Below are 20,608 nucleotides of genomic sequence, written 5' to 3'. Positions count from 1 at the left end.
TTTCGGCTTGCCCAAGCACAGACCGACCGTTCGCGTTCATTCCGTCACGTTGCGCCTGATCCAATGCGGGTGACCGTCCGGCGTCAACTCGATATCGGGAATGCCGACGGGATCGCCGCCGGTTTCCACCCACCCCGCGCCAAGGCAATGACCACAAATCGCGCGTTTGCAGCGAAAACTGACCAGGTCGATCTCGGTGTTCCACTGCCCATGTCCCTTGCACACGGGGCATGGCGCATCGAGCGTACCGTTGCGCGGCTGAAGCGGAACGATGTCGAATGCATGCGGGCTGTCCGGGCCGCTACATTCAACGACATCACTGGCGTGCGGCATCGCGTCTCCCTTTCAAGTCAGCTGTAACGTGCGACGCCCGTGTCGGTTTCGGTCGCGACCACCTTGGGATTCGAAAACATCATTCCTCCTACAATCGTATGAGGCCGCCCGGCGCCGCCGCGTCCATCGTTCCGCAAAACCAATGCGCCAAAGGGCGCGGGCGCACCGATCAACGAGGTACCATGAAGGTCTTTTCCCCTGCTTTCGGGCTTCACCTCGCGGCGTCCGGGCCGCCTGGCTCACCGGTCATGAATGAACACCGCAATCAGCGTCAGGCGCTGGAAAACGCGGCTGCGGGCCTTTCGAGCCATGATCAGCTGCGCGGCAGCGTGGCCACCGACCGTTATGGCATCCGCATCCAGGTGGAGCGGGTCGATATCTTTCACGTCGTCGAACACATCATTCCCTGGGACGATCTCGATCAAGGGCCCGACGACTTGCTGGTCAGCCAGTTCAATCACCTCCTGGCCGAGGTTCGCGCGGTCCGGTAGCCGCCTCGCCACACCGATAGCCAGGTCGGCGAACCGGCCTATTCGGACGATTCGACCAGTTCGACGATTTCGAAAACATGGCTTTTCCATCCGCGCTTGCCGGCGGCATCGATCGCGGCGGCGTTCTTTTTCCGGGCCTCGGCAAGCGACTTGGTGTGCCCCCAGAACACCTCCGTCTTGTCGTTGCCAAGCTGCGCGACGATCCGCCAATAATGCGTGAACGCCACCGATGTCGGGCCGATCGTCTTGATATAACCATCGGGCAAGGTCGCCGTCAGATATTGCCGTTTCTTTGCCACGCGGGGGGGGTCTGGCCTTTCAGTCGGTCGGACCGACGATGATATCGATCGTCCATAGCGCCGGGATGAGGCCAATGCGACAGCGATCACCCTCATCATCGTCGCTTCGCGCGGCTGACGTGGTGCGCGGATAATGGTAGCGGGCGCGGATATGACTGATCCAGACCTGGTTGAAATACCGATCACTCCGCAACTCGTGCGTGGCGCGCTCGAACTCGAACGCACCGCGCATGGGTTGCTCCCGCACCGCCTGCCGGCCTGGGCGCGCGCGCAATGTGCCGACGCCCAACTGGCGATGGCGGAAGCGCAGCCGTCGGGCGTCCGGCTGGCCTTTCACACGCACGCCACCATCATCGAACTGGACACGCTCGCCACCAGGCGCGTCTATGTCGGGGCACCCCGCCGACCCGACGGCGTGTATGACTTGCTGATCGACGGCCGCCTGACCGCACAGGCAAGCGCCGATGGCGGCAAAACCCTGACCATCGACATGTCGACCGGGTCCATCCGTACCGATGCAGGCCCCGCCGGCACGTTGCGGTTCGCCGATTTGCCCGATCGGGCCAAGCATATCGAGATCTGGCTGCCGCATAACGAGACCACCGAGCTGGCCGCGCTGCGCGCCAACGCGCCGGTGACGCCCGCCGCCGTTTCGGGCCGCCGGACCTGGCTGCATCATGGCAGCTCGATCAGCCAGGGGTCCGACGCGGCCAGCCCGACCGGTATTTGGCCCGCGGTCGCCGCGTCGCGCGCCGGTGTCGAGCTGACGAATCTGGGGCTGGGCGGCAACGCGCTGCTCGATCCGTTCGTCGCCCGCGTCATGCGCGATGCACCGGCCGATCTCATCAGCGTCAAACTCGGCATCAATCTGGTCAACACGGACCTTATGCGGCTGCGCGCCTTCGCGCCCGCCGTCCACGGCTTGCTCGACACGATCCGCGACGGACATCCGGATACGCCGCTGTTGGTGGTATCGCCGATCCTGTGCCCGATCCACGAAGACACGCCCGGGCCAAGCGCGTTCGACCTGACCGTCCTGGCAGCGGGACAGTTGCGCTTTTACGCCGCCGGTGACCCTGCGGAACGCGCGACTGGCAAACTGACGCTCAACATCATCCGCGACGCACTCGAGAACATCGTGGACCAACGCGCGAACGATGACCCGGCGATCCACTATCTCGATGGCCGCAAACTCTATGGCGCGCAGGACTTCGCCGAACGCCCGCTACCGGACGAACTCCATCCGGATGCCGCGACCCACCGGCGCATCGGTGAGCGTTTCGCCGACCTCGGCTTTGGCGCAGGTCGCGCCTTCGGCCGCTGACCAGTCGGTCCCGGATGCCGTTCACTGGTCGCGAAACGCCGCCTCGCCCGCGTCCGACACCGCGACCCATTCCGGATCGGGCGCGGCGCCGGGGACATAGCTGTCGTGCCAGTTCCACCATTTATAGGGCTTGCTCTGCGGGTAACCCTTGGGTGAATCCTCCCACAGCTCCTGACGCCCGAGCGCGGTCATGTCGAGATAGCTCCAGGTGGTGCCTATCGCTTCGTCGCCACGACTGTTGATCATATAGGTGCGGAATATCCGCTCGCCATCGCGGATAAAGGCATTATGGCCATGCCATTCATCGACGCCGAAATCACCGTCGAAACTGTCGGTGATGGTGTACCAGGGCATGTCCCAGCCCATTTGCGCCTTCAATCGCGCGATATCGGCCTGTGGCGCACGTGACGCGTAAACGAGCGTCGTGTCGCGCGCATTCAGATGGGCGAGATGCCCGACCTGATCGGCCCCGAACGAACAGCCGGGACAGCCATGGTCCGGCCAGCCATGCACGCCGGGTTCGAAAAAGGCGCGATAGACGATCAGCTGACGACGGCCCTCGAACAGGTCGAGCAGGCTCGCCTTGCCCCCCGGGCCTTCGAACGCATAATCCTTGTCCACCGCGACCCACGGCATCCGGCGCCGCTCGGCGGCCAGCGCGTCACGTGCGCGGGTCATCGCCTTCTCCTTCACGAGCATTTGCGCGCGCGCGGCCTCCCATTCCTCAGGCGACACGATAGGTGGTGTGTCCATCGCGGGCTGCCCGCCCTGTCGTTCATTCGCTGTTGATATCGTCATGGCCTTGACACTCCTGCCTTGGGCGAAGCCCTTCGCCCGATTTCCGAAGCGCGACGCCCCTTGCCGGGCATCGCACATTCCTGATCGTGAAGCGGGTTTGGCACCGAAAGCGATCAGGCCGGGAGTGACAAGTGTGTCGGGATTCCGACAGGGCTATCAGGGGGCGCCGTTGCTCACCAAAGCCTGAACCCGCAAGCGAGGGAAAACTTCCTCAATCGGCTTGGTGTCGGGCAACACATAGACATAGCCGCCCTTCCTCTGGAACAGGGGGCTCAGCCTCTTGCCATAAAAGGCCTTGGGCACGTTGATGCACCCGAATGTTATGCGGTTGTCGTCTATTGCCGGTGACAGCATCCGCTGACGGCGCCGTTCCTTGCTGGTCCCGGGCGGGATCGGGTGGAGCGCCACCGACGTGGCGTAATCGACCCACAGCACTTTTTGCTTTCCAGCCGCCAATCCAAATTTCGCCAGGAAACGTCCCGCAGGTGTCGTCTTCTCCGCCGGGCCGATCTCGGCAAGGTTTTTGCTGCCGATGCCGGGCGAAGCGTCATCCCCGACGGCAACACCGATCAACACCGGAACCTTGTCGAGCATTTTGCCCTTTGCATCGAACAGAACGAGCGACGCGGCATTCTTGTCGATAATGACATATGGCAGCGAGCCATTATCCCCTGATGCGGCAACCCAATCGGCAACGAGCGTCGCCTCCGCCGATGGGATCACCTCATCCTTTGCCATGGCCTCATCCGTGGCCTTGGTTTCATCCTTGGCCTTGGCCTCGGCCTCGGCCTTGGCTTTCGCACTTCCCGGCTGCGACGGCTTCGACGCTGACGGTCGGGCGCTTTCCGCCGCCCGTGCAGGCACGGGAGCAGTCAGCGCCAGGCCGGCAAGCGCCAGAAGGACATTGATCATCGCTTTAGGCGCCCGAAAAGAAAGGGGCGCCGCCCTGCAAGCAGGGCGGCGCTAGATATCGCAGATCTGTCGGCGTTCTGACCGATCAGCCTTGCAGGCCCATCAGCTTCGGCTGCCTTGCGGCATCAATGGCGCGGCCGCTTCTGCTGATTCTGCTGCATCCGCTGTTCGATGCCATCCACCCGGGAATTGAGTTGTTCCAGACGCTGACCGTTATTCTGCGACTGTCCCGACGCGGCCTGTGCTTCGGCCAATGCCGCCTTCGCCGTGCCGTCGGTCTGTCCCAGCCGGGTCTCGAGCGCATCGACGCGCTGGCTGACAGGCGCGATCTGCTCTCTCACAAATCCTTTGGTGGCACAGCCGCCCAGGCCCACCGCACCAACCAAAATCACCGTCGCAGGAGCTAGTTTCGTTACAAACGCCAACATCACATTCTTCCAATGGTTAACAAACCGTCACGACCCAAGCCGAGTGTTCGTGTTCCAACAATTCGATTCTGTCCGGCTGTGCATCCGCTCGGATGAGTGGATGATCCCGGCGCCCTCAGCCTGCGAGGCCAGTGAATTTCGCGGCCAGTGCGCCCGAAACGAGCATCATGCGAACCATCAGCGAAGGTCGGCGGCCCGAAAGGGCTTTCAGCGGCGCTATGCTCGATGCGCGGTCACGATCCACGCGCGCGATTCGAAAAGCACGCCGTCGGCGGTCGCATGTGCATCCAGCAAGGCGCGCAACCGCTGGTGCACCTCATCACTGGCCGAGCTCTTACCGGCAGGGTCGTCCTTCAGGAACAGCCCGACCACAGCATCATGCGCCGCATCGACGTTCGGCCCATAAAACACTGGTTCATGGACTTCGACAAAGTCGATCGAGGCAAAACCCGCCGCGATCAGGATGCGCGCCGTGACCGCCCGATCGGCGAGCGAGAATGCGGGGCTCGCATTTGCCGGAGAAACCCCGGTCGGCATCAACGCTTGCTGGATGGCGACCGCCCATTCATTGCGCTCGCGGTCTTGCCACGTCATCATCACGAGGCGAGCGCCGGGGCGCAGCGCCCGGCCGATATTGGCGAAGGCGGCGACTGGATCGACGAAGAACATCGTCCCGAAACGACTGATGCACAGGTCGAATTGCGCGGGTGGAAACTCATGGACCTGCGCATCGCCCAGTTCGAAGCTGACGTTGTGGAGCCCCGCGTCCGCACTACGCCGGCGCGCGACTTCGAGCATTTCCTCCGACATATCCACGCCGACGGCGCTTCCCTCCGCCGCGGCGCGGGCAGCCTCACGCGTGGATTGCCCCGCACCGCAGCCGATATCGAGCACATGGTCCTGCCGACCAACCTTGAGGGCGGCAAGGAAGTGCTGGTGGTGCCGTCGCAACTCGGCATCATAAAAGGCTGCGCGATCCAAGGCCATCATTACGCCTTTCCGCGCTCTCGGCGCAGCGCTGCCTGTACGGCGGGCCGCGCGTCGATGCGCGCCACATAGTCCCGATACGGCTCGCCCAGCGCAAACTCCATCGCCAGCGCGCCGCGCGCCATCACGAATAAATAGGCATCCGCCACGCCGAACGCCTCGCCGAACAGATAGCCGCGATCGAGATGCGGGCCGAGAAAGTCGAACCAGCGTACGATCTCGTCGCCGATCGTTTCCCGCGCGCCCTCGGGAAGCGAGAAATAGATCGGAAACCGTTTATGGATCTCGCTGGCAATGAAGCCCAGCATCTCGAGCAACCGGTATCGCCCGAGCTCGCCCGGCGGCATGAGGTGCGGGGCGCGGTCGGCAATCCAGGCGAGGATCGCCACATTCTCCGTCAGCACTTCGCCGTCGTCGAATTGCAGCGCCGGCACCAGCCCCTTGGGATTGACGGCGAGATAGTCGCTGCCGTCCTTGAGCCGCTTCGATTCGAAGTCGACCTCAGCGATGTCGAACGCGATTCCGGCCTCCAGCAGCGCGAGATGATCGGCCAGGCTGCTGAATTCTGGCGCAAAGAACAATCTCATCGGATCAACCTCCATTCCTGCGGACGAGCGACAGTGACTCCGGCCGGCCGTGCAGCGACAGCGCAAGCGCTAGCGCGATGCAACAGGCCGACACGATCGCGCAGCCGGTAAAGCCGAACTGCCCGAACAATGGCCGGTAGAAAAATGCGCCGGCCGAGACGGCGAGATAAGTGACCGCGCTGTAGAGGCCCAGAATCGCACCACGCTGGTCGGGGTCGAGCGCGGTCAGCCGGCCGACGATCAGGTTGAGGCCGATATGGTTGGCGAGTCCCCAAAGCAGGCAGAGGACGATCAGGACCGCCGCTTGGGCCGAAGCTGCGGCCAGCGCGCAATAGACGAGCCCGAGCCCCAGAAACGCGACCGGAGTGGCGACGGCCGGTCCGAAGCGGTCGAGGAAGCGGTCCGCGAAGGCCGCGATCCCGAAACCGAGGCCATAGGCAGCGGGCGCAAGGCCGGCCGCTGCCGTCGAGAGGCGCAGGACCCCGGTGAGATGCGGGCCGAGATATGCGTAAAGGCCATAAAAGGCGGTCATGTACAGGGCCACGGTCAGTAGCGCCGGGGCGACGCCGCGCACGCGCAGCGTGGTCAGCGGTGAATTCAGGCGCGCCGGACGAACGGCGGAATGGGTCGAAACTGCGAGGTCCAGGCTGCGAACGACTTTCGTGGCCAGCCAGCCCGCGGCCACCGCAAGCGCCGCGAACACCAGGCGCCAATGGGCGAAATCGGCTATAACGGCCGACAGGCTGACACCGAGCACGAGGCTGACGGTCCATCCCGTAAGGACCCATCCCAGCGTCTCGCTTTCACGCCCTTTCTCGGCGACCAGCGCCGCTAGCGCATAGATTGCCGGCAACGCGCAACCCGCGGCCAGGCCCGCGAGCGCCTGGGCAAGGCAGAACACCAACAGGCTCGGCGCGAAGGCCGACAAAGCCAGCGCCGCTGCCAGGACGAGCAGAGACCGGACGAGCGCTGCTCGGTGACCGATCCGATCGATTGCGGGGGCAAGCAGCAAGGCACTGGCGGCCGTCGCAAGCCCATAGATGACGGCGGCGTTCATCACTCCTGGCGCGTCCACACCAACGAAAGAGCGCGCGACCGCGGCGGCGATCGGGCTCAGCGCCAGCGAGTTTGCGCCGATTACCGCAATCGATCCGGCCAGCGGGAGAAGCTTGCGCATCAACATGTGCTTGTCCTAAATACTATTAGGTATATGGTTGAAACGTACTAATGAAATTCAGGAAAGGGTGAATATGCCGGGGCCCGAAAAAACAGACCGCATTCGGCAAACGCCGCCAATCGGGCGGCCAATCGATACATTCGACCGAAGAATATTAGGCGTGCTCGCTGAGAATGCGGACGTCAGCTACGCGGAGCTCGGCCAAATGGTCGGCTTGTCGGCACCGGCGGTTCACGATCGCGTGAAGAAGCTGCGCGCGTCGGGGTGCCTGCGCCGCACCGTCGCGGTGCTCGACGGAGCCGCGATCGGCAAGCCATTGCTCGCCTTCGTCCATGTCGACAGCGCCGGCTGGTGCAAAACCCAGGAGTTGATGGCAATGGCGGAGCTGCCCGAGGTGGAGGAAATCCACTCGGTCGCCGGCGACACTTGTATGCTGCTCAAGGTGCGCTGCGCATCCAGTCTCGCATTGGAGGCGCTGCTCGCACGGCTCTACGCAATGCCGGGTGTCCGGGGCACCCGTAGCTATGTTGTCCTGTCAACGTATCTGGAGCGCACGTCGCAGGCCGGGATCACCGATTTCCCGGACGCAGGACAACTTCATCCCGCCTGACGACTCTGCCGCTCATACTGGTGCCCGGCGCCTTGATGGTCGGCGCGATTCACATTGCTGTTTGGCCTTGTCATGCCTGCTCTCCGGCGCGCCGCCTCGCGCGTCATTGGTGAAGCGCATTCGATGGCGCATTTGAATCGAGCAAATCAGGAATCGAGCAGACATGATTTACGCCCCAACCATTTCCCGATTTTCCCGTAAGCACGTCGCAATTTCCCGTTGTCCCGCGCGGATTTTCCCGCAGTTTTTCCCGCAGCTTCCCGCAGATCCCCCCAAAAAACATATTCCCGCAGCAATTCCCGCAGCTGCGGGAATTTGGGTGATCGCAGCGGCGTCAAAACACGCCGCGGCTTTTGAAATGAAATGAGTCCGCCGATTCAATTCCGCCCTTGGCGATCGCAACGATTTACCTGGTCGGCCCTTGACGGTTTTCGAAATATATAAGAGTATGCTTATACAAGCTCAAACTACATCAAGGCCTGCCATGCCCATCGACTTCGCTCCCTATCTCGGCGCCGTGACACGTTCGGTGTCCGTCCTCGACTATGCCGGAAAGCCCGCCCGCGCTGTCACGCTCGCGCGCAGCTATGACACGTCGGTTGACGACCTGTGGGACGCGCTGACCAACGCGGAACGCCTGCCGCGCTGGTTTGCGCCGGTCACCGGCGACCTGAAACTCGGCGGCCGCTATCAGGTACAGGGCAATGCCGGCGGCACGATCGAGACGTGCGATGCGCCACATCTGCTGTTCCTGACCTGGCAATTCGGCCCCGAAACCAGCTGGGTCGAGGCGCGTCTGGAGGCCGACGGCGACGACCGCTCGCACTTGACGCTCACCCATATCGCGCCGGTCAACGATCACTGGACGACCTATGGCCCCGGCGCGGTCGGGGTCGGCTGGGACCTCGGGCTGCTCGGGCTGGCGCTGTATATCGAACGGCCCGATGCGGCCAAGGTCGATGAAGCCGAGTTCTCAGCCTCGGCCGAAGGAAAGGCCTTCGTCGCCGGCAGCAGCGAGGATTGGGGACAGGCCTCGATCGCCGCCGGCACCGATCGCGACGAGGCGATAAAGGCGGCAAAGGCGACCACCGCCTTCTACACGGGCGCCACGCCCGAAGAGAACTGAATGCACGCTTTCGACATCCTCGGCGACCCGGTGCGCCGCAGGATTCTGGAAATACTGGCGACCGGCGAACACCGCTCGGGTGAGATCGTCGCGACGATCCACCGCGAATTCGGCATCACCCAGGCCGCCGTGTCCCAGCACCTTCGCGTGCTGCGCGACAATGGCTTTGCCCGGTCGCGGATCGATGGTGCACGCCGCATCTATTCGGTCGATACCGGGCCGTTGCAGGAGGTCGATGCCTGGCTCGACCGCTTCCGCACCTTTTGGGAACCGAAGCTCAGCGCTCTCGAAACCGAGATCGCACGCGGCAAGAAGAAGCGCGTGGCGCGGGCCGATTCAACCTCCGCGCCGGTCGATGGTAATGTCCTGCACGACGAGTCCCGATCCGGCCCGGCACGCTCTTTCTCATCCTTGAAATGACGTTATCAGCCATTCGCGCTGACGCTCAGCTTTTGGGCGACCGCGTGCGTGACAGGGCGGCCTGAGTGACGCGACCGCCGCGCTTGACCGTCTTCAGGCAGATCATGGTCGAGGACCGCTGCACCCCGGGCAGCACGACGATGTCGAAGCGCAACAGATGGTCGAGATCGTCGACGTCGCGGCACGCCACGCGCAACACATAATCCGCCTCGCCCGCGATGGTATGGCATTCCAGGATCGCCGGCGCGGCGAGCACCGCCGCCTCGAACGCTTCGCGCCGCGCGGAATCGATCATCACCTGGACGAACGCGGTCACGCCCAGTTCGAGCCGCGCCGGATCGATGTCCGCGCGGTAACCGGTGATCACGCCCGCCTCCTCCAGCGCCTGTACCCGGTTCCAGCATGGCGTCTTGGACAGGCCGACACTGTCGGCGAGCGTGGCATAGGATTGCCGCCCATCGGCCTCCAGCGCGCCCAGTATGGAATGATCGATCCGGTCCATTACCGCTCCTCCAATCGCTGGCTTCACAGGACGATGTTCTGAAAGCGCCGACTATTTCCTACAATCGTTTTGCAGGAACGGCGATAAGGAGGCAATCGGAGAACAATGGTTCTGCGCTTTCGCGTTACGCATGGTCGATGAGCGCCACCATCACCTATCGCAGCTATCTGCACCTGCCCGACCTGCTGTCCTGCCAGTCGCCTTTGTCCGATGCGCATGACGAACTGCTGTTCATCTCGATCCACCAGGCATCGGAGATTTGGCTCAAGCTCGCACTGCATGAGTTGCGCGCCGCGCGCGGCCATGTCGTCGCCGACGATCTGCGCCCCGCCTTCAAGATGATGTCGCGCGTCGCGCGCATCCAGGCGCAGATGATCCAGAGCTGGGAAGTGCTCGCGACGATGACCCCGGCCGATTACACGCGGATGCGCGACCGGCTCGGTACCAGCTCCGGCTTCCAGTCCGACCAGTATCGCGAGATGGAATTCATCCTTGGCAACAAGGACACCGATATGGTCGCGCTCCATATCGACGAGCCGGATGTACACGCGACCTTGCAGGCCGCGCTGGAAGCACCAAGCCTGTATGACGAAGCGCTGCGCCTGCTCGCGCGACGCGGCTTCGCGATCCCCGCCGATCAGTTGAACCGCGACTTCACCAGGCCCTATGCCGCCTCGGTCGAGGTCGAGCGCGCCTGGGCGACGGTCTATGCCAGCCCGGAAGAATATTGGGACTTGTACGAGCTCGCCGAAAAGCTCGTCGATATCGAATATCATGTCCAGCTCTGGCGCTTCGGCCATCTCAAGACGGTCGAGCGGGTGATCGGCTTCAAGACCGGCACCGGTGGCACCGCGGGCGTGCATTACCTCGCCAAGGTGCTGGAAAAAACCTTCTTCCCCGAACTGCTCACCGTCAGGACGCGCTTGTGACTCTGACGTTGGCGGAGATGGAGCGGCGAGACGCGGCCGATCCGTTGCGGTCGTGCCGCGACGCGTTCGACCTGCCAGCGGATGAAATCTATCTCGACGGCAATTCGCTCGGCGCGCTGCCCCATGCGACCGCGGCGCGCGTCGCCGCGACGGTGCGGGAGGAATGGGGCAAGGGCCTGATCCGCAGCTGGAACAGCGCCGACTGGATCGGTGCGCCCGCGCGGCTCGGCGGCAAGATCGCAAAGATCGTCGGCGCCGCCCCGCACGAGGTGCTGGTCGCGGACTCGACCTCGGTCAATCTCTACAAGCTGCTGGTCGCCGCGGTGCAGGCGCAGCCGGGTCGGCGCGTGATCCTGTCCGAACCGGGCAATTTCCCCACCGACCTCTATGTCGCGCAAGGCGTCGCCGCGACGCTGCCTGATTGCGAGCTGCGCACCGTGTCGCGCGACCGGATCATCGATGCGATCGACGAAAGCGTCGCGGTCGTTTTGCTCACCCATGTCCATTACCAGAGCGGCGCGCGCTTCGACATGGGCGGCATTACGCGTGCTGCGCAGGCGAAGGGCGCGCTGATGCTATGGGACCTGAGCCACAGCGTCGGCGCTGTGCCGGTCGACCTGAGCGCCGCCAATGCCGATCTCGCGGTCGGCTGCGGTTATAAATATCTCAATGGCGGCCCCGGCGCCCCCGCCTTTCTTTATGTCGCCGAACGCCATCAAGCCGCGCTGCGCTCGCCGCTGTCGGGCTGGATGGGCCATGCCGCGCCGTTCGACTTCACCGACGATTATGCCCCCGGTCCGGGCATCGCCCGCTTCCTGTGCGGCACACCACCGATCCTCGGTATGGCCGCGCTGGAGGAAGGGGTCGATCTGTTCCTCTCGGTCGATCGCCCTGCCCTGTTCGCCAAGGGGCGGGCACTGTGTTCGACCTTTATCGATCTGATCGAGACGCGTTGCGCCGGCCTCGGCCTGACCCTCGCGACACCGCGCGACCCGGACGCGCGGGGCAGCCATGTGTCGCTGCGCCACGCCAATGCCTGGCCGGTGATGCAGGCGCTGATCGCGCGCGGCGTGATCGGTGATTTCCGCGCGCCCGACGCGCTGCGCTTCGGCTTCACCCCGCTCTACACCAGCCATACCGATGTGTGGCACGCGGTCGAGGCGCTGCGTGACATCCTCAGCAGCGGCAGCTGGGACCAGCCCGCCTTCCATGTCCGCGCGGCGGTGACATGATCGTCAACGCCGCCGCCGCCCTGCTCGAACGCAACCGCGACCGGCCCGACGATGTCGCGCTGATCGACGATCGCGGCGCGTGCAGCCATGCCGAGCTCACCCATCGCGTCCACCGCTTCGCCGGCGTGTTGCGCGCACGCGGTGTCGCGCCGGGCACGCGCATGATGCTCTGCGCGGAGGACGGCATCGAGTTCGTCATGGCCTGTCTCGGTGCGATCTGGGCCGGGGTGGTGCCGGTGATGGTCAATCCACAGCTCACCGCCGCCGACTATCGCTATCTGCTCGATGATTGCGGCGCGGCCCTGTTGCTCGTCTCGCCCGCCGCGCTGCCGCGCTTCGACGGGCTGGCGATGCCCGAAACGATGATCATCGACGACCTGCCCGATATGACGCCGATCGACCTGCCCGCGCCCGCCGCGCCGGACGATGTGTGCATCTGGCAATACTCCTCGGGCACCACCGGCCAGCCCAAGGGCACGATGCATTCGCACGCCGCGATGATCGCCGCGCCCGGCCTGTTCGCCGAGGAAGTGCTCGCACTCTCGCCGAAGGACGTCACCTTCTCCGTGTCGAAGATGTTCTTCGGTTATGGCTTCGGTAATTCGGTGCTGTTCGCGCTGTGGCACGGCGCGACCGCGATCCTGATGGCGGAACGCCCGACCCCGGCGGCGGTGCTTGCGCGCATGGCCGCCCACCGCCCGACCATATTGTACAGCGTGCCGGGCTTCTACGCCGCGCTGCTTGCTCAGCCGGACGTTCCCCCCAGGCCTTTGAGCGCCTGCGGCTGTGTGTCTCGGCCGGCGAGGCGCTGCCCGCAGAGCTGTGCCGCCGGTGGCAGACGCGCTTCGGCGTGCCGATCGTCGACGGCATGGGATCGACCGAGATGCTGCACATCTTCCTCGCCAACCGGCCGGGCGAGATCGAACCGGGCACCACCGGCCGCCCGGTCGCCGGCTACACGCTCGAGCTGCGCGGCGAAGACGGCGCGACCGTCGTGGCGGGAGAGGTCGGCGAGCTGTTCGTGCGCGGCCCGACCCGCGCGCTCGGTTACTGGAACAAGCCGGACAAGACCGAGGGCGTGTTCGTGGACGGCTGGGTCAGGACCGGCGACCGTTTCCACCGCGATGATTCCGGGCGCTTCGTCTATCATGGCCGTGGCGACGACATGCTCAAGGTCAACGGCATCTATGTCTCGCCGTTCGAGATCGAGGCCGCGCTCGCCTCGCACGACGCGGTCGGCGAGGTCGCGGTGGTCGGCGCGCCCGACCCCGATGGCCTGACCAGGCCGGTCGCCTTTGTCGTCGCCGCACCCGGCGCCGAGTGCGATTGCGATGCGCTCAAGGCACATGCCCAGGCACTGCTCGCGCCGTACAAATATCCCCGCCGCATCCTGCTGGTCGACGCCTTGCCCAAGACCGCGACCGGCAAGATCGAGCGCTTCAGGCTGAGGGAGTGGGCGCGAGTATGAAGATCGCCTGTCTCGGCGGCGGCCCCGCCGGCATCTATTTTGCGATCTCGATGAAGCTGCGCGACCCGGCGTGCGAGATCGACCTGTTCGAACGCAACCGCGCCGGCGACACGTTCGGCTGGGGGGTCGTCTTTTCCGATCAGACGCTCGCCAATCTGACCGCCAACGATCCGCCAAGCGCCGCGCTGATCAGCGACGCCTTCGCGCATTGGGACGATATCGCGGTCCATATCAATGGCGAGACGATCCGCTCCGGCGGGCACGGTTTTATCGGCATCGGGCGCAAGCGGCTGCTGACCATCCTGCAGGACCGGGCGCGAGAGCTCGGCGTGCGCCTGCACTTCGAACATGAGGCCGAGACCGATCTCGACGCCTGGACCGACTATGACCTGGTGATCGCGGCGGATGGCGTGAACAGCCGGATGCGTGACCGCTATGAGGAACAGTTCGGCGTCGATGTGGATGTCCGTCCCAACAAGTTCATGTGGCTCGGCACCCACCAGGATTTCGACGCCTTCACCTTCGCCTTCGAACGGACCGAGGCGGGCTGGATCTGGGCGCATGCCTATCGTTTCGACGACCGGACCTCGACCTTCATCGTCGAATGCGCGCCGGAGACGTGGGAGCGGCTCGGCTTCGACCGCATGGATCAGGCGGAAACGACCGCGCGGCTCGAAGCGATCTTCGCCGACCATCTCGGCGGCCATTCGCTGATGTCCAACGCGGCGCATCTGCGCGGCGCGGCGGTATGGCTCAACTTCCGTCGCATCCTGTGCGAGCGCTGGGCCTATCGAAACCTGATCCTGCTCGGCGATGCGGCGCACACCGCGCATTTCTCGATCGGATCGGGCACCAAGCTCGCGCTGGAGGATGCGATCAAGCTCGCCGAAGTGCTGTGCCGCCCCGGCCTGTCGCGCGAAGCGGCGCTGGACGAATATCATGCCCAACGATCGGTCGAAGTGCTCAAACTGCAGAACAGCGCGCGCAACTCGACCGAATGGTTCGAGACGCTCGACCGCTATCTCGATTTCGCGCCGATCCAGTTCGCCTATTCGCTGCTCACCCGCTCGCAGCGCGTCAGCCATGAGAATCTGCGACTGCGCGATCGCGACTGGCTCGAAGGCGTAGAGCGCTGGTTCCACGCGGAGGCCGGCGCCCCGACGTCGAAGGCGGTGCCGCCGATGTTCGCACCGTTCGCCCTGCGCGGGATGCGCCTAGCCAACCGTATCGTCGTATCGCCGATGGCGACCTATTCGGCGGGCCCGGATGCGACGCCGACCGATTTCCACCTCGTCCATTACGGCGCGCGGGCGCAAGGCGGCGCGGGGCTTGTCTTTACCGAGATGACCTGCGTCTCGCCCGATGGCCGCATCACGCCGGGCTGCACCGGCATGTATGCGCCAGAGCACGTCACGGGCTGGCGGCGCATCACCGATTTCGTCCATGCCAACAGCGCGGCACGGATCTGCCTGCAGCTCGGCCATTCCGGCTCGAAGGGATCGACCCGGCTTGGCTGGGAGGGAATGGATCAGCCGCTCGAACAGGGTAACTGGCCGCTGATCGCCGCTGCCGATATCGCCTGGACCCCGGGCAATGCGCAACCGCGCACGATGACCCGTGACGATATGGACGCGGTGCGCGATCAGTTCGTCGCGGCGACACGCATGGCGGTCGAAGCCGGGTTCGACATGATCGAACTGCACGCCGCGCATGGTTATCTGCTCTCCGGTTTCATCACCCCGCTGCAGAACCGCCGCACCGACGACTATGGCGGCAGCCTCGCCAACCGGCTGCGCTACCCGCTCGAAATATTCACGGCGATGCGCGACATGTGGCCGGCGGAGCGACCGATGTCGGTGCGCATCTCGGCGACCGACTGGATGGCGGACGCGGGCGTCACGCCGGACGACGCGGTCGAGATCGCGCGCGCCTTTGCGCAAGGCGGCGCCGACCTGATCGACGTCTCCGCCGGACAGACCTGGGCGGAGGCGAGCCCGGTCTATGGCCGCATGTTCCAGACGCCCTTTGCCGACAAGATCCGCAATGAGGCAAAGCTGGCGACGATGGCGGTCGGCAACATCTTCGAACCCGACCATGTCAACGCGATCCTGACCGCGGGTCGCGCCGACCTGGTCGCGCTGGCCCGGCCGCATCTCGCCGACCCCTATTGGACGCTCCACGCCGCCGCCGCGTTCGATTATCGCGACGTGGCGGTGCCGCCGCCCTATCTTGCCGGGCAGATGCAGCTGACCCGCAACCTGAAGCGCGCGGCCGAAATGGAGAGTCTGAAGACATGACATCGCTGACCGGGATTCACGCGGTGGTGACGGGCGGCGGCACCGGGATCGGCGCGGCGATCGCGCGGCGCCTTGCCGCCGAGGGCGCGATGCTGACCCTGGTCGGGCGCCGGATCGAGCCGCTGCGCGCGGTCGCCGCCCCGCTCGGCGCGATGGTCGCGCCCGCCGACGTGACCGACCCCGATGCCGTGGCCAAGGCGTTCGAGCGCGGGCGCGCGGCGCATGGCCCGATCGCGATCCTGATCAACAATGCCGGCGCGGCGTCGAGCGCGCCCTTTGCCCGCACCTCGCTCGCCGACTGGCGCGCGATGACCGCGATCAATCTCGATTCGCTCTATATCTGCACCCATGCGGCGCTGACCGACCTCAAGGCCGCGCCGATGGCCCGCATCGTCACCATCGCCAGCACTGCGGGGGTCAAGGGCTATGCCTATACCAGCGCCTATTGTGCGGCGAAGCATGGAGCGATCGGCTTCACCCGCGCGCTCGCGGCGGAACTGGCGACGAGCCGGGTCACGGTCAACGCGGTATGCCCCGGCTTCACCGATACCGCTCTGGTCGCCGGTGCGATCGCGGGCATCGTCGCCAGGACCAGGCGCAGCGCCGAGGATGCGCGGGCCGAACTGGCCCGCTTCAATCCGCAAGGCCGGCTGATCGAACCCGCGGAAGTCGCCAACACCGTCGCCTGGCTGTGCCATCCGGACAGCGGATCGGTCACTGGGCAATCGATCATCCTCGCGGGAGGGGAAGCCGCATGACTCCAGACACTTATGCGCCGCAGCATTTCGCCTGGCATTACGATCGGGGCGTCGCGACGATCATTTTGTCGCGGCCCGAGCGCAAGAACCCGCTGACCTTCGACTCCTATGCCGAACTGCGCGACCTGTTCCGCGATCTGGTCGATGCGTCCGAGGTGAAAGCGGTGATCGTCACCGGCGCAGGCGGCAATTTCTGTTCGGGGGGCGATGTGCATGAGATCATCGGACCGCTGACGAAGATGGATATGCCCGCGCTGCTCCGCTTCACGCGCATGACCGGCGACCTGGTCAAGGCGATGCGCGCCTGTCCCCAGCCGGTGATCGCGGCGATCGACGGCATCTGCGCGGGCGCGGGTGCGATCATGGCGATGGCTTCCGACATCAGGATCGCGACGCCGCGCGCGAAGACCGCATTCCTGTTCACCCGCGTCGGGCTCGCCGGGTGCGACATGGGTGCATGCGCGATCCTGCCGCGTCTGATCGGCCAGGGCCGGGCGTCCGAACTGCTATTCACCGGCCGCACGATGCGCGCGGAAGAAGGCGAGCGCTGGGGCTTCCACAACCGGCTGGTCGATCCCGATGCGCTGCTCGCCGAAGCGACCGCGCTGGCGCGCAGCCTCGCCGACGGCCCCAATTTCGCGCATGGCATGACCAAGACGCAACTCAATGCCGAATGGGCGGTCAGCCTCGACGTGGCGATCGAGATGGAGGCGCAGGCGCAGGCGATCTGCATGCAGACCGCCGATTTTACCCGCGCCTATGACGCGTTCGCCGCAAAGAGCGCGCCGGTATTTGAGGGTAATTGATGACGCTCCACCAAACCCTGCTGCCCGATGGCTGGCCGCGGCCCAAAGGCTATGCCAACGGTATCCTCGCCGAAGGGCGGATGATCTTCACCGGCGGCGTGATCGGCTGGGACGAACAGGAACGCATCGTCGCCGATGACCTGCCCGGCCAGTTCCGCCAGGTGATCAAGAACATCCTGGCGATCCTCGCCACCGGCGGTGCCGGGCCCGAACATATCGTCCGCCTCACCTGGTACATCACCGACCGCGACGCGTATCTCGGCGCTCAGGCCGAGATAGGCGCGATCTGGCGCGAGTTTATGGGCCGCAACTATCCGGCGATGGCGGTCGTCACGGTCGCATCCCTGATGGAGGCGGCGGCTAAGATCGAGATCGAGGCGACCGCCGTGCTGCCGGTCAAACCTGCGTCCTGACGCTTCTTCGGAACCGGAAAAACGCCGCACGCAGCGCTGATCGACATGGCACTGACTGTCGATCGCGACATGTGATTGCCCATCCCGTGTTCGGGCTTCCGCTCGAATTCATCGGTCTTGTCAGCGCAAGTCAGCCCGGCCAGGAAAAGGACAATCTCGTCTCGCCGGCCGCTTCACCGTCAGCCGTGTAGCGCCGCTCGACGATCATGCCTTGCCCGCGATCGTCGATCGCCACCACCGTGCTGCAGCGCGTGCCATAGACCGGGTTGCGGATGAAGATCGGCGAAAGCCGCGCCTCTTGCGGCACGTCGGACGGGTCGGCGGGACGCAAGCCGATATCGGGCAGTACGTCCTCCCTCAGGCGATCGAGCAGCGTCTCGGGATGTGTCGCATCGCCGACGATCCAGTCGAGCAGCATGCCCTTTAATTGCATTGTCTTGGGCCAGGGTTCGTCGAGCGTTCCGTTCGACAGGCCATAGATGCCGGAGGCCAGGTGGGAGCGGATCGCCGCCGGCCGGTTCGACAGGAAATGCACCTGGTCGCGGTCGACCATGATCAGGTTGAACGGGTTGAAGTCCGACAATTCGGCCTGGAGCGGATCGGCATAGCGCCCCTCGCCCGCCAGCAGGTCGGTGACCAGCGCGCCGCGCGACGACCGATCGGGCGTCGGCCCGCCATAACCCCGCAAATTGGTGATTACCGCCATCCGCCCCTGTTCGGAAACGCCGAGCCAGGTCCCGCCCGACAGCAGGTCGCGTCCGGCGATTAGATGATCGGGCAGGTGATCGGGCTGTTCCCAGCGCGCCAGCGGCGCGGCCGGTCGGGCATGCAATTCGTCGCGGTTGCCGGCCACGATCAGCCGCCAGCGGGGATGGGCTTGCCATGCAAGGGCCAGGACGCACATCGCTCGTCTATCGCTTACCCGACCCGTCGTGGCGACAGGAAAACGCGATGCGCCCGCGCGCGATCCCGGGCTTGTCATTGGTGCGAATGGGCATCACATAACACCCTTGTCACCTATTTGAGGAGGTTCTCGTGAACGATCGGCTGCGCATCGCGAAACGCTCTTCCTCTTGCATCACGGTGACTCATGCCTGCCTTTCTCACACTGGATTCCATCGCCGCCGCCACGCCTGACCAGCGGCCGCTGTTCGACAATCTGACGCTGAGCGTCGGCGCTGAGCGCATCGGCCTGGTCGGCCGTAACGGATCGGGCAAATCGACACTGATACGCATCGCCGCGGGCGAGGTCGCGCCGGTCGCGGGCAGCGTTGCGCGACATGGCAGCATCGGCATATTGGTCCAGCACTGGACCGACGAACTGGCGGTGTCGGACGTGCTTGGCGCGACCGCGCCACTCGCCCGGCTCGCACGGATCGTCGCGGGCGAGGGCAGCGAGGGCGATCTCGCCGAGGCTGACTGGACTCTGGAAACCCGGATCGATGCGGCGCTGACCGAAGTCGGCCTGCCCGCGCTGCCGATCGACCGCAGTATGGCGACACTGAGCGGCGGCGAGCGCACCCGCGTCGCGATCGCTCGGCTGCTGATCGACGCGCCCGACCTGTTGCTGCTCGACGAACCGACCAACAATCTCGACCTGGATGGGCGTGCCGCGACCGACGCGCTGATCGCCGGGTGGCACGGCGGTGTGCTGGTCGCCAGCCACGATCGCGCACTGCTCGAGCGGATGGATCGCATCGTCGAGCTCACGCCGATCGGCGTTCACATGTTCGGCGGTGGCTGGTCCACATTTGCCGCGGCGCGCGACGCCGCACGGTCACGCGCGGAAGCCGGGCTCGAGCGCGCCGACGATGCGTTGCGCGGCGCCGAACGCGCGGTGCAGCGCCAGCGCGAGAAGAAGGCGCGATGCGACAAGACCGGGCGCGCATTCGCCGCCAGGGGATCGGAGCCGAAGATCCTGCTCAGCGCCCAGGCCGAACGCGCGGAGAACAGCGCCGCGCGCGATAACCTGCTCGCCGGCCGGCTGCTCGGCGATGCCGCCGCACGGCTCGGCGAAGCGCGCGCACAGGTCGAGATCGTGACGCCGCTGACCATCGCCCTGCCGCCGACCGGCCTGCCCGCCAATCGCGAGGTGCTGGCGATGGAGGCTGTAATGGTCGAGCTCGGCGAGCGCGTGCTCGGGCCCTGGTCGATCGAGATCCGCGGACCGGCGCGGATCGCGCTCACCGGCCCCAATGGTGCCGGCAAGACCAGCCTGATGCGTGTCGCGCTACGGTTGACGCTGCCGGCCAGCGGCAGCGTGCGCCGCGCCGAGGGTCGGCTCGCCATGCTCGACCAGCATGTCGCGCTACTCGATCACGAAAAGAGCATCCTCGACAATTTCCGCACACTCAATCCGACGCTCGACCTGCAGGCGGCGCATGCGGCGTGCGCGCGCTTCGCATTTCGCAACCGCGACGCGCTGCAGCCGGTCGGCACGCTGTCCGGCGGCGAGCGGCTCCGCGCCGGCCTTGCCTGTGTGCTGGCGGGCGAGCGGCCGCCCTGGCTGTTGCTGCTCGACGAGCCCACCAATCATCTCGACATCGCCTCGATCGAGGTGCTCGAGACCGCACTGGCCGAATTCGACGGCGCCTTGCTGGTGGTGAGCCATGACCGCGCGTTTCTCGACGCAATCGGCGTGACGCGCGAGATGGCGCTGGCAGGAGCGATCTCGTCGAGTTGAGGCATTCAAACCGTCGCCCCGAGCCTGT

24 protein-coding genes and 1 pseudogene are annotated in these 20,608 nt (G+C 65.4%); 15 read left to right on the top strand and 10 right to left on the bottom strand.

The features are described from left to right. Nucleotides 1–36: 36 nt before the first annotated feature. Nucleotides 37–333 carry a hypothetical protein gene (locus ACVWZA_RS04720; RefSeq protein ID WP_457309974.1) on the bottom strand — a complete coding sequence of 99 codons (297 nt, stop codon included), beginning with the start codon at nt 331–333 and terminating at the stop codon, nt 37–39. Nucleotides 334–515: 182 nt separating this feature from the next. Here ACVWZA_RS04720 and ACVWZA_RS04715 point away from each other — a divergent pair, with 182 nt between their 5' ends. After that, nucleotides 516–824 carry a hypothetical protein gene (locus ACVWZA_RS04715; RefSeq protein ID WP_457309973.1) on the top strand — a complete coding sequence of 103 codons (309 nt, stop codon included), beginning with the start codon at nt 516–518 and terminating at the stop codon, nt 822–824. A gap of 38 nt (nt 825–862) precedes the next feature. Here the strand turns inward: ACVWZA_RS04715 and ACVWZA_RS04710 are convergent, their stop codons facing one another. Next, nucleotides 863–1,123, bottom strand: a complete 261-nt coding sequence (locus ACVWZA_RS04710) for a hypothetical protein (RefSeq protein ID WP_457309972.1) — start codon at nt 1,121–1,123, stop codon at nt 863–865. Nucleotides 1,124–1,274: 151 nt separating this feature from the next. Between ACVWZA_RS04710 and ACVWZA_RS04705 the strand changes: the two genes are divergently transcribed. Further along, nucleotides 1,275–2,447, top strand: coding sequence for a GDSL-type esterase/lipase family protein (locus tag ACVWZA_RS04705; protein WP_457309971.1), 1,173 nt, complete (start codon nt 1,275–1,277; stop codon nt 2,445–2,447). Nucleotides 2,448–2,468: 21 nt separating this feature from the next. On the opposite strand, the gene ACVWZA_RS04700 is transcribed toward ACVWZA_RS04705, so the two are convergent. From ACVWZA_RS04700 to ACVWZA_RS04675, 6 genes are all read right to left on the bottom strand, one after another. Next, nucleotides 2,469–3,200 carry a DUF899 domain-containing protein gene (locus tag ACVWZA_RS04700; protein ID WP_457309970.1) on the bottom strand — a complete coding sequence of 244 codons (732 nt, stop codon included), beginning with the start codon at nt 3,198–3,200 and terminating at the stop codon, nt 2,469–2,471. A gap of 201 nt (nt 3,201–3,401) precedes the next feature. Next, nucleotides 3,402–4,157, bottom strand: coding sequence for a hypothetical protein (locus ACVWZA_RS04695; protein ID WP_457309969.1), 756 nt, complete (start codon nt 4,155–4,157; stop codon nt 3,402–3,404). 125 nt (nt 4,158–4,282) lie between these two features. Then, a complete protein-coding gene (locus ACVWZA_RS04690) occupies nt 4,283–4,585 on the bottom strand; it encodes a hypothetical protein (RefSeq protein WP_457309968.1) in 303 nt (100 codons plus the stop codon). 216 nt (nt 4,586–4,801) lie between these two features. Then, on the bottom strand, nt 4,802–5,572 hold the full coding sequence (locus ACVWZA_RS04685) for a class I SAM-dependent methyltransferase (RefSeq protein ID WP_457309967.1): 771 nt from the start codon (nt 5,570–5,572) through the stop codon (nt 4,802–4,804). Nucleotides 5,573–5,574: 2 nt separating this feature from the next. Next, nucleotides 5,575–6,159, bottom strand: a complete 585-nt coding sequence (locus ACVWZA_RS04680; protein WP_457309966.1) for a glutathione S-transferase N-terminal domain-containing protein — start codon at nt 6,157–6,159, stop codon at nt 5,575–5,577. Between the two features lie 4 nt (nt 6,160–6,163). Beyond that, a complete protein-coding gene (locus tag ACVWZA_RS04675) occupies nt 6,164–7,336 on the bottom strand; it encodes an MFS transporter (RefSeq protein ID WP_457309965.1) in 1,173 nt (390 codons plus the stop codon). 73 nt (nt 7,337–7,409) lie between these two features. Between ACVWZA_RS04675 and ACVWZA_RS04670 the strand changes: the two genes are divergently transcribed. The 4 genes from ACVWZA_RS04670 to ACVWZA_RS04655 all read left to right on the top strand — a co-directional run bounded on the left by ACVWZA_RS04670 (nt 7,410) and on the right by ACVWZA_RS04655 (nt 9,492). Further along, nucleotides 7,410–7,946 carry an Lrp/AsnC family transcriptional regulator gene (locus ACVWZA_RS04670; protein WP_457309964.1) on the top strand — a complete coding sequence of 179 codons (537 nt, stop codon included), beginning with the start codon at nt 7,410–7,412 and terminating at the stop codon, nt 7,944–7,946. A gap of 163 nt (nt 7,947–8,109) precedes the next feature. Continuing rightward, nucleotides 8,110–8,313, top strand: coding sequence for a hypothetical protein (locus ACVWZA_RS04665; RefSeq protein WP_457309963.1), 204 nt, complete (start codon nt 8,110–8,112; stop codon nt 8,311–8,313). A gap of 117 nt (nt 8,314–8,430) precedes the next feature. Then, on the top strand, nt 8,431–9,072 hold the full coding sequence (locus ACVWZA_RS04660; RefSeq protein ID WP_457309962.1) for an SRPBCC family protein: 642 nt from the start codon (nt 8,431–8,433) through the stop codon (nt 9,070–9,072). Beyond that, a complete protein-coding gene (locus ACVWZA_RS04655) occupies nt 9,073–9,492 on the top strand; it encodes an ArsR/SmtB family transcription factor (RefSeq protein WP_457309961.1) in 420 nt (139 codons plus the stop codon). 25 nt (nt 9,493–9,517) lie between these two features. Here the strand turns inward: ACVWZA_RS04655 and ACVWZA_RS04650 are convergent, their stop codons facing one another. Continuing rightward, nucleotides 9,518–9,994, bottom strand: coding sequence for an Lrp/AsnC family transcriptional regulator (locus tag ACVWZA_RS04650; RefSeq protein ID WP_457309960.1), 477 nt, complete (start codon nt 9,992–9,994; stop codon nt 9,518–9,520). Between the two features lie 137 nt (nt 9,995–10,131). On the opposite strand from ACVWZA_RS04650, the gene ACVWZA_RS04645 reads away from it, so the two are divergent. The 8 genes and pseudogenes from ACVWZA_RS04645 to ACVWZA_RS04610 all read left to right on the top strand — a co-directional run bounded on the left by ACVWZA_RS04645 (nt 10,132) and on the right by ACVWZA_RS04610 (nt 17,897). Next, nucleotides 10,132–10,923, top strand: coding sequence for a tryptophan 2,3-dioxygenase (locus tag ACVWZA_RS04645; protein WP_457309959.1), 792 nt, complete (start codon nt 10,132–10,134; stop codon nt 10,921–10,923). Nucleotides 10,924–10,925: 2 nt separating this feature from the next. Then, a complete protein-coding gene (kynU, locus tag ACVWZA_RS04640) occupies nt 10,926–12,155 on the top strand; it encodes a kynureninase (protein ID WP_457310068.1) in 1,230 nt (409 codons plus the stop codon). Further along, nucleotides 12,152–12,856 (top strand): annotated as a pseudogene (locus ACVWZA_RS04635) (AMP-binding protein); the annotation flags it as partial. The gene kynU and the pseudogene ACVWZA_RS04635, both read left to right, overlap by 4 nt. Next, the gene (locus ACVWZA_RS04630) at nt 12,775–13,623 is read left to right on the top strand and encodes an AMP-binding enzyme (RefSeq protein ID WP_457309958.1); all 849 of its coding nucleotides are present in this window, start codon (nt 12,775–12,777) and stop codon (nt 13,621–13,623) included. The pseudogene ACVWZA_RS04635 and the gene ACVWZA_RS04630, both read left to right, overlap by 82 nt. Then, a complete protein-coding gene (locus ACVWZA_RS04625) occupies nt 13,620–15,920 on the top strand; it encodes a bifunctional salicylyl-CoA 5-hydroxylase/oxidoreductase (RefSeq protein ID WP_457309957.1) in 2,301 nt (766 codons plus the stop codon). Before ACVWZA_RS04630 ends, ACVWZA_RS04625 begins: the two co-directional genes overlap by 4 nt. Further along, entirely contained in the window at nt 15,917–16,678 is a 762-nt protein-coding gene (locus ACVWZA_RS04620; protein WP_457309956.1) for an SDR family NAD(P)-dependent oxidoreductase, read from the top strand. Before ACVWZA_RS04625 ends, ACVWZA_RS04620 begins: the two co-directional genes overlap by 4 nt. After that, nucleotides 16,675–17,484: an enoyl-CoA hydratase family protein gene (locus ACVWZA_RS04615; RefSeq protein WP_457309955.1), complete on the top strand. Its 810-nt coding sequence runs from the start codon at nt 16,675–16,677 to the stop codon at nt 17,482–17,484. The genes ACVWZA_RS04620 and ACVWZA_RS04615 overlap by 4 nt, the downstream gene beginning before the upstream one ends. Further along, nucleotides 17,484–17,897, top strand: coding sequence for a RidA family protein (locus ACVWZA_RS04610; protein ID WP_457309954.1), 414 nt, complete (start codon nt 17,484–17,486; stop codon nt 17,895–17,897). Before ACVWZA_RS04615 ends, ACVWZA_RS04610 begins: the two co-directional genes overlap by 1 nt. 130 nt (nt 17,898–18,027) lie before the next feature. Here ACVWZA_RS04610 and ACVWZA_RS04605 read toward each other — a convergent pair whose 3' ends face one another. Then, on the bottom strand, nt 18,028–18,801 hold the full coding sequence (locus ACVWZA_RS04605) for an NRDE family protein (RefSeq protein WP_457309953.1): 774 nt from the start codon (nt 18,799–18,801) through the stop codon (nt 18,028–18,030). Between the two features lie 186 nt (nt 18,802–18,987). On the opposite strand from ACVWZA_RS04605, the gene ACVWZA_RS04600 reads away from it, so the two are divergent. Next, the gene (locus tag ACVWZA_RS04600; RefSeq protein WP_457309952.1) at nt 18,988–20,580 is read left to right on the top strand and encodes an ABC-F family ATP-binding cassette domain-containing protein; all 1,593 of its coding nucleotides are present in this window, start codon (nt 18,988–18,990) and stop codon (nt 20,578–20,580) included. Nucleotides 20,581–20,608: the final 28 nt, after the last annotated feature.

It is taken from the genome of Sphingomonas sp. UYAg733 (assembly GCF_054057355.1).
This window is presented reverse-complemented; position numbering and strand designations above follow the sequence as displayed.